At 28.8% G+C, this 10,837-nt stretch carries 9 protein-coding genes; 7 read left to right on the top strand and 2 right to left on the bottom strand.

The features are described 5' to 3' along the window. A partial coding sequence (locus AACZ53_RS11230; protein ID WP_339838392.1) for a glycosyltransferase family 2 protein occupies nt 1-395 on the bottom strand: 395 nt, incomplete at its 3' end. 669 nt (nt 396-1,064) lie between these two features. Between AACZ53_RS11230 and AACZ53_RS11225 the strand changes: the two genes are divergently transcribed. Then, a complete protein-coding gene (locus AACZ53_RS11225; RefSeq protein ID WP_339838390.1) occupies nt 1,065-1,676 on the top strand; it encodes a hypothetical protein in 612 nt (203 codons plus the stop codon). On the opposite strand, the gene AACZ53_RS11220 is transcribed toward AACZ53_RS11225, so the two are convergent. Further along, nucleotides 1,645-2,328 carry an ATP-binding cassette domain-containing protein gene (locus tag AACZ53_RS11220; RefSeq protein ID WP_339838387.1) on the bottom strand — a complete coding sequence of 228 codons (684 nt, stop codon included), beginning with the start codon at nt 2,326-2,328 and terminating at the stop codon, nt 1,645-1,647. The two genes, AACZ53_RS11225 and AACZ53_RS11220, sit on opposite strands and share 32 nt — an antisense overlap. A 174-nt stretch (nt 2,329-2,502) precedes the next feature. On the opposite strand from AACZ53_RS11220, the gene AACZ53_RS11215 reads away from it, so the two are divergent. From AACZ53_RS11215 to AACZ53_RS11190, 6 genes are all read left to right on the top strand, one after another. Beyond that, nucleotides 2,503-5,493 carry a tetratricopeptide repeat protein gene (locus AACZ53_RS11215; protein WP_339838384.1) on the top strand — a complete coding sequence of 997 codons (2,991 nt, stop codon included), beginning with the start codon at nt 2,503-2,505 and terminating at the stop codon, nt 5,491-5,493. Nucleotides 5,494-5,601: 108 nt separating this feature from the next. Continuing rightward, nucleotides 5,602-7,356 carry a TonB-dependent receptor gene (locus AACZ53_RS11210; protein WP_339838381.1) on the top strand — a complete coding sequence of 585 codons (1,755 nt, stop codon included), beginning with the start codon at nt 5,602-5,604 and terminating at the stop codon, nt 7,354-7,356. A gap of 10 nt (nt 7,357-7,366) precedes the next feature. Then, nucleotides 7,367-7,840, top strand: coding sequence for a hypothetical protein (locus tag AACZ53_RS11205; RefSeq protein ID WP_339838378.1), 474 nt, complete (start codon nt 7,367-7,369; stop codon nt 7,838-7,840). After that, on the top strand, nt 7,837-8,289 hold the full coding sequence (locus AACZ53_RS11200) for a hypothetical protein (RefSeq protein WP_339838375.1): 453 nt from the start codon (nt 7,837-7,839) through the stop codon (nt 8,287-8,289). The genes AACZ53_RS11205 and AACZ53_RS11200 overlap by 4 nt, the downstream gene beginning before the upstream one ends. A 194-nt stretch (nt 8,290-8,483) precedes the next feature. After that, nucleotides 8,484-10,148 (top strand): asparagine synthase B, encoded by a 1,665-nt coding sequence (gene asnB / locus AACZ53_RS11195; RefSeq protein WP_339838373.1) that lies wholly within the window; start codon nt 8,484-8,486, stop codon nt 10,146-10,148. A gap of 278 nt (nt 10,149-10,426) precedes the next feature. Continuing rightward, nucleotides 10,427-10,837 (top strand): ATP-binding protein (locus AACZ53_RS11190; protein WP_339838370.1); only part of this gene is annotated, 411 nt, incomplete at its 3' end.

The raw sequence follows: 10,837 nt of genomic DNA, 5'->3' as shown, positions 1-10,837 counted from the left end.
CTATGTGGATTTCCACCCATAAATCTTGTTCCATAAACAACATCTGCAAAACCACCTAAAACGGGTTGTAATAAAAAAATATATTCTTTTGGATCATATTCTAAATCAGCATCTTGTATTATAGTATAATCTCCTTTTGCCTTTTTAATTCCAGTATGAAGAGCTGCTCCTTTTCCTTTATTAATTTCATGTTCAAAATACGTAATATTTAAAGTAGTATTGTTTGAAATGTATTTTTGAATAGAATCTGATGTATTGTCAGTGGAACAATCATTAATTATGATAATTTCTTTTTCAATATTTTGAGGTAAAGTAACATTTTTGATTTTATCTAAAATCAGATGAATGGTATTGCCTTCATTGTAAACCGGAATTATTATACTTAGTAATTGCATTAGTATTATATTTGTGAAAACAAAAATATGATTTCCAAAATTAAATACGAGTATTTATTACTAATAATTGCATCTTTATGGCTAATGTTTTTTGCTTTTTTATTACAATATAATCAACAGACTTATATTTTTCCTGACTCATATTCTTATCTTTTATCAATTAAGCAATTTTTTTTTGAATTTAAACTTAATGATCATAGGCCTTTTTTGTTTTCACTATTAAATGGAATTCCTCTACTATTTAATTTATCTATTGATACTATTTTTGAATGGAGTTTGTTTTTAAATATAATATCTTGGTTAGGTATAATTCTCCTAATTTATAAAATTAGCTCTACTTTTATTAACAGAGAAAAAGCCTTTATTTTTTCATTAATATATGTTTTTTTAATTGGTAGTTTAGGTATTGTTTTTCATTTGCTTACTGAAACTTTTTTTACTTTTTTTTTAACTCTAATTATTTATCAATTTAGAAAATTTGAACTTACAAAGAACAATAAATACTTATCTTATGCAATTGCTCTGTTATTTCTCAGTTTATTGATAAAACCAATTTTGAAGTTTTTTGTATTAGTTGTTATAATTTTTTATTATAAAGATTTTTTTGAACTTATAAAAAGTAAGTTTTCGATTCTTATTTATCTATCAATAAGTTTAGTTTTTTTTCAGATGTATTCCATAAGAAAAACTTATGGAATTTTTACTATAAGCACAATTGATGCTTCTACTTATTATAATTATTTGGGTACAAAAGCTGATTGTTTTAAAAACAATATTGAGTTTGAACAAGGACATAATCAAAGACATTTGTATTTTTCAAAATTATCTCTTTTAGAAAAAAAAGAAGTTGCAATTGAAGATTTAAAGCAACAAATAAAGTCAAATAAAGTAAATCTTGTAAAGGCTTATTTTTCTAATTTATATGTCAATTCATCAAAAGGTAGCGCGAGTGTGTTTGGTTGTGATAACATAATCAATACTAGTTACTTTGCTGCTTTTCAATTTATTTTTAAAGCAATTTCGAAAACACAAAATATATTTTTTACACTGTCTGGTGTAATTGTATCGATAATAATCTTAAGAAGAAATGAACAGGAAGAAAAAACACTAAAAATAGTTTCTTTAGCAATATTGTATTTATTCTTTATATCAGGTGTTTCTAGCGATCAAGGTGATAGATTACATATAGTTTTCTTTCCATTAGTAATTATTTTAATGGCAAAGTTTTTTAATTATAAATGTATTAAAACTAAACCGTTCTTTGCACTACTTCAAAAATAGTTCCGTCTTCTAATTTAAGTGTTTTTGTTGGAAATTTCATAATTAGAGCATAATCATGCGTTGCCATTAAAATCGTTTTACCATTTTCATTGATGTTTTTTAAAACATTCATTATCTCAACAGAAGTTTGTGGATCAAGATTTCCTGTTGGTTCATCGGCTAAAATTAATTCAGGGTTATTTAACAAAGCTCTTGCAATGGCAACACGTTGTTGTTCTCCTCCAGAAATTTGATGAGGCATTTTGTGAGCTTGCATTTTCATACCAACTTTGTCTAAAACTTCTTCTATTTTTAAATTCATTTCGGCTTTTTCTTTCCAGCCAGTTGCTTTTAAAACAAACAACAAATTATCATGAATATTTCTATCGGGTAACAATTTAAAATCCTGAAAAACGACACCTAATTTTCTTCTTAAATAAGGAATATCTTTCTCTTTTAATTTGCGTAAATCATAATCTACTATACTTCCTTCACCTTCAAGTAAAGCTAAATCACCATAAAGAGTTTTTAATAAACTACTTTTTCCTGCACCGGTTTTTCCTATCAAATATATAAAATCTCCACGTTTAACTTCAAGATTAATATTAGATAAAACCCTATTATTTTCTTGATTTATAGATACGTTTTGTAAGGAAAGAATGGTTTCTGCCATGATTTTGTAGATTTATTGTGTAAATGTAATAATAGTAATGTTCTATTCAAAATAATATCAATTAATTGTAAAAAAATAACAAATTTGTTTAAAACCTTGTTCACAATATAAACTATGCTTCACCCGTTAGTACTCATATATAACTTATATTTGAGATTCTAAAACCGGAATAAAATGAAGCTTACAAAACACATTTTTTATTTATTACTATTCTTTCAAACCACTTTTGTTGTGGCGCAACAAACTGCAATTTATTCGCATGAATTAAAAGAATTTGATAGAGCAGTAGAACTTTATAAAGACAAACAATATCAATCCGCTCAGATTATTTTTGATAAAGTAATCAATACTGTTTCAAGTACAGATGTAAAAGCAGATTGTGCTTATTATATTGCTAATTGTGCTATTCGTTTAAACCAAATGGGTGCAGATCAATTAATGGAAGATTTTGTGGAAAAATATCCAACAAGTACAAAGCAAAATCAAGCGTTTATTGAAGTGGCTCATTATTATTTTGACCAAAGCAATTATCCTCAAGCTTTAAAATACTTTGATAAAGTAGATGAAAACGGTTTGACAGCTAATGAAAGAGAAAAATTTAATTTTCAAAAAGGATATGCCTATTTTACAGCAAAAAACGTAAAAGAATCTTCAAATTACTTCAATAAAGTAGTTAATTCTAAAGAATTTGGAAATCAAGCCAAATATTATTTGGGTTATTTAGCTTATGAAACTGATGATTTTAAAAAAGCCAATGACTATTTCGACAAAGTATCTGACCAAGAGCGATACAAAGAAAAAATGGGTTATTTTCAGGCTGATATGAATTTTAAATTAGGAAATTTTGAGAAAGCAATTGATTTAGGTTTAGCACAAATGCCAAAATCTAGAGGAACTGAAATAAGTGAATTGTCTAAAATTATTGGAGAAAGTTACTTTAATTTAAAGCAATACGAAAAATCAATTCCATATTTAGAAGACTATAAAGGAACAAGAGGAAAATGGAATAACACCGATTATTACCAACTAGGATATGCTTATTACCAGCAAAAAGACTACGAAAAAGCAATATCTCAATTTAATAAAATTATTGGTGGAAATGATGCTGTAGCTCAAAATGCTTATTATCATTTAGCCGAATGTTATTTGCTTACAGATAAGAAAAATCAAGCATTAACCGCATTTAAAACAGCTTCTGAAATGGAATTTGACTTAAAAATTCAAGAAGATGCTTATTTAAATTACGCTAAATTGAGTTACGAAATTGGAAATTCATTCAAAAGTACTCCTGAAGTTTTACAAGCTTATTTAACTAAATATCCGAACTCGTCTTACAAGCAAGAAATAAATAACTTATTGATTAGTTCTTATATAACATCAAAAAATTATAAAGAAGCTTTAGTCCTTTTGGAAAAAAATAAATCTCCAGAAAACCGTCAAGCTTATCAATTGGCAAATTTTTATAGAGGTTTAGAATTATATACTGATGGGAATAATACAGAAGCTTTAAACCTATTCAAAAAAGCAATTATAGAAAATAAAGACCCAAAATACACTGCAAGAGCACTTTTTTGGAAAGCTGAAACGGAATATAATTTAGATCAATTTAGTGAAGCTAAAATTACTTTTAAGCAATTCCTAAACAATAGCGCTTCAACTTCTACACCTGAAAACACTAACATTAATTACAATTTAGGGTATACTTACTTTAAATTGAAAGAATATGATAATGCTATTTCAAGTTTTGGAAGTTTTATTGCTTCAAACAAAAATGATAAAACAAGATTAACAGATTCTTATTTGCGTTTAGGGGATTGTAATTTCATTTCAGCAAAATATTGGCCAGCAATGGATGCTTATAATAAAGTAATGGAATTAAAAAGTCCAGATGCAGATTATGCAGCTTATCAAAAAGGAATTAGTTATGGTTTTGTAGGGAAAAATGACAGAAAAATAGACGATTTAGAGAATTTTTCAAAAGTTCATCCTACATCACAATATGCAGACGATGTTTTATATGAACTAGGAAATACTTATGTGAATGAAAACAAAGTAGATAAAGCAATTAAGACTTTTGATAAATTAATTGCTAATCACAAAACAAGTTCTTATTTGGCTAAAGCTATTTTAAAACAAGGTTTAATTCATTATAACAACGGAAAAGAAGATTTAGCGATTACAAAATTCAAAAAAGTGGCTGCTGATTTTCCAAACTCACCAGAAGCTTTAGAAGCAGTTTCTACAGCTCGATTAATTTACATTGATAACGGTAGAGTAGATGAATATGCTGCTTGGGTTAAAACACTAAATTTCATTGAAGTTAGTAATGCAGATTTAGATAACACAACTTATGAATCAGCAGAAAAACAAGCTATTTCTGGATTTACAACCTATTTAGGTAGTTTTCCAAATGGTCTTCATGCATTAAATGCTAATTTTTATTTAGCTCAATTGTATTATGCTGATGGTTTAGAAAATAATGCGATCAAACATTATGAATATGTAATAAGTAAACCTCGAAGTGAATTTACGGAACAAGCTTTAGCACGTTTAGGTCAAGTTTATCTAAAAGCAAAATCATATGATAAAGCAATTATTGTTTTAAAGCGATTAGAAACAGAAGCAGATTTTCCTCAAAACGTAACTTTTGCTCAATCTAATTTGATGAAATCATACTACGAGAAAAATGATTATACAAATGCTGTGACTTATGCTGATAAAGTATTGTCAAATGATAAAACAGAAGACAGAGTGAAAAGTGATGCACAAATTATTGTGGCTCGTTCTGCTATAAAAACGGGTGATGAAGCAAAAGCAAAAGCAGCTTATCAAAACCTACAAAAAATCGCAAAAGGTGAATTAGCAGCAGAAGCTTTATATTATGATGCTTATTTTAAAAACAAAGACGGAAAATTTGCAGATTCTAATAAAATTGTTGAAAAATATGCTAAAGATTATTCGGGTTATCAATATTTTGCCGCTAAAAGTTTAGTAGTTATGGCAAAAAATTATTACCAATTAAAAGATAGTTTTCAAGCCACTTCTATTTTGAAAATGGTCATAGAAGAATATGAAGAATATTCAGAAGTAGTGACAGAAGCAAATGATGAATTAACAAAAATTAAATCAGAAGAAGCAAAACGTAATTCTTCAATCCAAGAGTAATACTTTTAATAAAGTCTGTCATGCTGAACTTGATTCAGCATCTAAAATATATGTTTCGAGAGACTGAAACAAGTTCTATAAAACAAGTTTGAGATAAAAAATATAAAAATGAGATATTTAAAAAATATAATTCTAGTAGCAGTAATTTTTTCTTTCCACTTGGCTTTAGCCCAAAAGAAAGATGAAAATATAGGTTCTGAAGTGGTGAATATTGTAAAACCATATAGTCCAACAATTTCTGATGCTTTCAAAGTAAAAGAAACACCAACTTTTGAAGATGATGCAGAAGTACAAAAAGAGAAAATAGAATATTCAATTTTTTCATTTCCTGTAGCTTCAACTTTTACACCAGCAAAAGGGAAAGCAGCTGATGTAGAAAAAGCTAAAAAAGAAAAATTATTCAAAAATTATGCAACTTTAGGTTTGGGTAATTACTTGACTGTTAATGCAGAATTATTCATAACAGAAGATATCAGTAGAAGTGAATATGTAGGAGGAATGATTCGTCATCTATCTTCACAAGGAGATATTGATGGAGTTGTTTTGGATAATCAATTTGCCACAACAAGTGCTGATGTAACTTACGGAAGTCGCGATAAAGATTTGCATTACAATGTAGATTTAGGATTCAAAAATCAAGTAAGCAATTGGTATGGTTTGCCAACTGAATTTGTAGCTTTTGATGAAGCAGCTTTAAATTCAATTAAAGAAAAACAATCTTATAATACAATTCAATTAGGTGGTAAATTAGGAATGAAAGATAGTTTTTTAGATAATTCAACTTTATTGTTTAAACGATTTTCGGATGCATTAGGTTCAGGAGAAAACAGATTTTATATCAAGCCAGAAACTTCATTTGAAGTTATGAATACTAAAGTAAAATTAGATGTAATTGTAGATTATGTTGGAGGAAGTTTTGATAGAAGTTATTATGCTGATCAATCTTATAAATACAGTAACATAAATTTTGGAGCAAGTCCAAGTATATTATTACAAGAAGATAATTATTCAGTTCAATTTGGGGCTTCAGTTTTTTATAGTACACAAAAAGTCGACGGAATTTCAGACAGTAAAGTTTTTATTTATCCAAATATAAAAGCATCCTATAAATTAGTGCCAGAAATTTTAACAGCTTATGCTGGAGCAGAAGGAACATTACACCAAAACTCTTATGCTGATTTTGTAGATGTAAATCCATTTGTTTCTCCAACACTTTATATTTCTCCAACCAATCAAAAATATGATATTTACGGAGGTTTAAAAGGGAAATTATCTAATTCAGTTTCTTTTAATCTAAGAGCATCTTATAAGGATGAACAAGCAAAAGCATTATTCAAGAACAATGCATTTGATCCATTAGTAACAAATACTGACGGATATGCTTTTGGAAACTCTTTTGATGTAGCCTATGATAACGTAAAAACAATCACAGGATTTGCTGAATTGAAAGCTGATTTTTCGAAAAATGTTTCTTTCGGAATTAGTGGTTCATACAATAATTATTCAGTAGATGAAGAGCAAGAAGCATGGAATTTACCTCAATTTCAATTAGCTTCAACAGTAGATTTTAATATTACTGACAAATGGTACGCAGGTGCAAAAGTATTTTTTGTTGGAGACAGAAAAGACCAAATTGCAGTACAAGATGATTTAATGATTGTTCCTGCAACCTTTACAACACAAACAGTAACATTAGACAGTTATTTCGATTTAAATGCACACATTGGATACAAATACAACGAAAGATTAACGGGTTTCTTAAAAGGAAACAACTTAGCAAGTCTAAATTACCAACGTTGGGCAAATTTTCCAGTGCAATCCATTCAAGTGATGATTGGAGCTAATTATAAGTTTGATTTTTAATATAACTTAAATGAGGAATTTTTTCTTACTTTCTTTTCTAATTTTAAGTTTGACTAGTTGTAAAACTAAAAATCATTCGAATTATACAAAACTTCCAATTAAATATCCAAATAGAGTTTTTGATGCACAAACAGGAAGAGAAATTCATAAAATGACTATTGATGGTATTGTTTATTCATTTGAATTATCAGAAAATTTAAATATGGTTTCTTTGTGGACAAGTGATAAGAAGTTTATGACTAAAGAAGGTTTTAAAGTTGGAACAAAGTGGAAAGATATACCAAAGAGTTTACAAGATTCGGTTATTAAATATTCTGGTTTTTATTATTACGTGGAATTGGATTCTGGTTGGAATTTAAATTTTTGTATTGGTGATACTTGTACAGATTATTTACCTTTTGATAATTCTGAAATAAGCAGTGTAAGTAAAAGATTCTCAGAAGGGAAAAAAATTAAAGACTTGGAATTTTTTAAAAAGAAATGATGCCAACAAAACCACAAATCCTTTCTCAATACAAATCCATAGTTCAAGAAAAAATTGAAATCCTTCAAAAAATGATTTCAGATTTAGCTATTGATGCACAAAACGATGCCAAAGGTTCGGCGGGTGACAAGCATGAAACTGCATTAGCTATGATGCATTTAGAGCAAGAAAAACTGACTCAAAAACTAAAAGAAGTACTAGAGCAAAAAGCTATTTTAGATAAAATTGACGATTCTCAAAATCACAATGTTGTTGCTTTAGGAAGTTTGGTAAAAGCCAATGAAACTTATTTCTTTGTAAGTGCAGCTTTACCAAAAATTAAAATTGATAATAAAGATATTTTCGCACTTTCACCTCAATCACCATTGGGAACAAAATTAATGGGAAACAAAATTGATTTCCAATTTGATATTAATACTACAAAATATAGAATTCAGTCAGTTGAATAACAATTTTAAATATAAATAGCATTTTTTTATACTTTTAGTTATAAACTTATATTAAAATATATTTTTTGGTTACGAATTATAACTAAATATTAATTTATAGTTTCATTTAAGTGGGTTTATCCTCAATTTTGTTAAACAATTTAAACGGTTAGTCTTTTAACCTTTTAAACTAATAACCTTTTAACCTCAAAAATATGTGCGGAATAGTATGTGCCTTCGACCTAAAACAAAAAGCTGAAACTTTAAGACCAAAGGTTTTAGAAATGTCTAAAATAATTCGTCATCGTGGACCAGATTGGAGTGGAATTTATTCTGATGAAAAAGCGATTATGTCTCACGAACGTTTGGCAATTGTTGATCCAGCTTCAGGAAAACAACCTTTATTTTCAAAAGATAAAAGTTTAGTTTTAGCGGCTAATGGAGAAATTTACAACCACAGAGAATTAAGAAAGCAATTTGTAGGTAAATACGAATTTCAAACAGAAAGTGATTGTGAAGTCATTTTAGCTTTATATAAAGAAAAAGGAGTACAATTTTTAGATGAAATGAACGGAATATTTGGTTTCGCAATTTACGATGTTGAAAAAGATGAGTATTTTATTGCTCGCGATCATATGGGAATTATACCTTTATATATAGGTTGGGATGAACATGGAACGTTTTACGTAGCATCAGAATTAAAAGCACTAGAAGGAGTTTGTACTAAAATTGAATTATTTCCACCAGGACATTACATGTCAAGTAAAGATGGAGAATTTGTACAATGGTATAAAAGAGAATGGACAGACTTTGAAGCTGTAAAAGATAATGCAACAAGTATTATTGAAATCAAAAAAGCTTTAGAAGCAGCAGTAAAAAGACAATTAATGAGTGATGTACCTTATGGAGTTTTACTTTCTGGTGGTTTGGATTCATCAATAACTTCAGCTATAGCTAAAAAATATGCGCAAAAACGCATTGAATCTGAAGATGCTTCAGAAGCTTGGTATCCACAATTACACTCATTTGCAGTAGGATTAGAGGGTTCACCAGATTTAGCTGCGGCTCAAAAAGTAGCAGATCATTTAAAAACCATTCATCATGAAATTAAATTTACTATTCAAGAAGGTTTAGATGCAATCAAAGATGTGATTTATAATATAGAAACTTATGATGTAACAACAATTAGAGCATCAACTCCAATGTATTTAATGGCAAGAGTGATTAAATCGATGGGAATAAAAATGGTGCTTTCTGGAGAAGGATCAGATGAATTATTTGGAGGTTATTTGTATTTTCACAAAGCACCAAACGCAAAAGAATTTCATGAAGAAACAGTTCGAAAATTAAGTAAATTGCACATGTATGATTGTCTTCGTGCCAACAAAAGTCTAGCAGCTTGGGGAATTGAAGGTCGTGTGCCGTTTTTAGACAAAGAATTTATGGATGTTGCCATGCGAATCAACCCTCAAGACAAAATGATTAACGGTGAACGTATGGAAAAATGGGTTTTAAGAAAAGCCTTTGAAGATATGTTGCCAGAAAGCGTAGCTTGGAGGCAAAAAGAACAGTTTAGTGATGGAGTAGGATATAGTTGGATTGATACTTTAAAAGAAGTAGTTGCTAAAGAAGTTTCAGATGAACAATTAGCCAATGCAAAATATAAGTTTCCTATTCAAACACCAACATCAAAAGAAGAGTATTATTACCGTTCAATTTTTACAGAACATTTTCCAAGTGATGCAGCGGCTAAAAGTGTGCCTCAAGAAGCAAGTGTAGCATGTAGCACAAAAATTGCTTTAGAATGGGATGAAGCTTTCAAAAACATGAATGATCCATCAGGTAGGGCAGTGGCAAATGTGCATACTGAAGCTTATTAATTGCATTTTTAATAAATAATGTAGTTGTTTTCGTTAAAAGTTGCTTAAAACTAACCTCATAAATTAGTTTTAAGCAACTTTACTGATTTTAGAATTTTAACAAAAGGCTAAATTGATTAAAATTCGATTCTAGCCTTTTTTTAAGCGATTTGCGAGACTTTTTAGAAATTAACAAATGTTGATAACTTGAAGTCATTTTAAGGTGCTTTTTAGTTATTTTCTTTATTAAATGGTTATATTTGTAGTTATAATAAAAAAATCGTTTAAGATTTAATAATATGAGTGAAGAAATAAACAAAAGCAATTATTCCGCAGATAGTATTCAGGCCTTAGAAGGAATGGAACATGTAAGAATGCGTCCTTCTATGTATATTGGTGATGTAGGGGTCAGAGGACTTCATCATTTAGTATATGAAGTTGTAGATAACTCTATTGATGAAGCAATGGGTGGTTATTGTGATACTATTATAGTAGATATCAATGAAGATGGTTCAATTTCAGTAGAAGATAATGGACGTGGTATTCCAGTTGGAATTCATAAAAAAGAAGGAGTTTCTGCCCTAGAAGTTGTAATGACTAAAATTGGTGCTGGAGGTAAATTCGATAAAGATTCATATAAAGTTTCTGGAGGATTACACGGAGTTGGAGTTTCAGTTGTAAATGCATTATCAAATCATTTACGCGCAACA

The sequence above is a fragment of the uncultured Flavobacterium sp. genome, from assembly GCF_963975005.1.
Classification (GTDB): domain Bacteria; phylum Bacteroidota; class Bacteroidia; order Flavobacteriales; family Flavobacteriaceae; genus Flavobacterium.
Note: the sequence above shows the minus strand (reverse complement) of the source record. Positions and strands in the feature narration are given on the sequence as shown.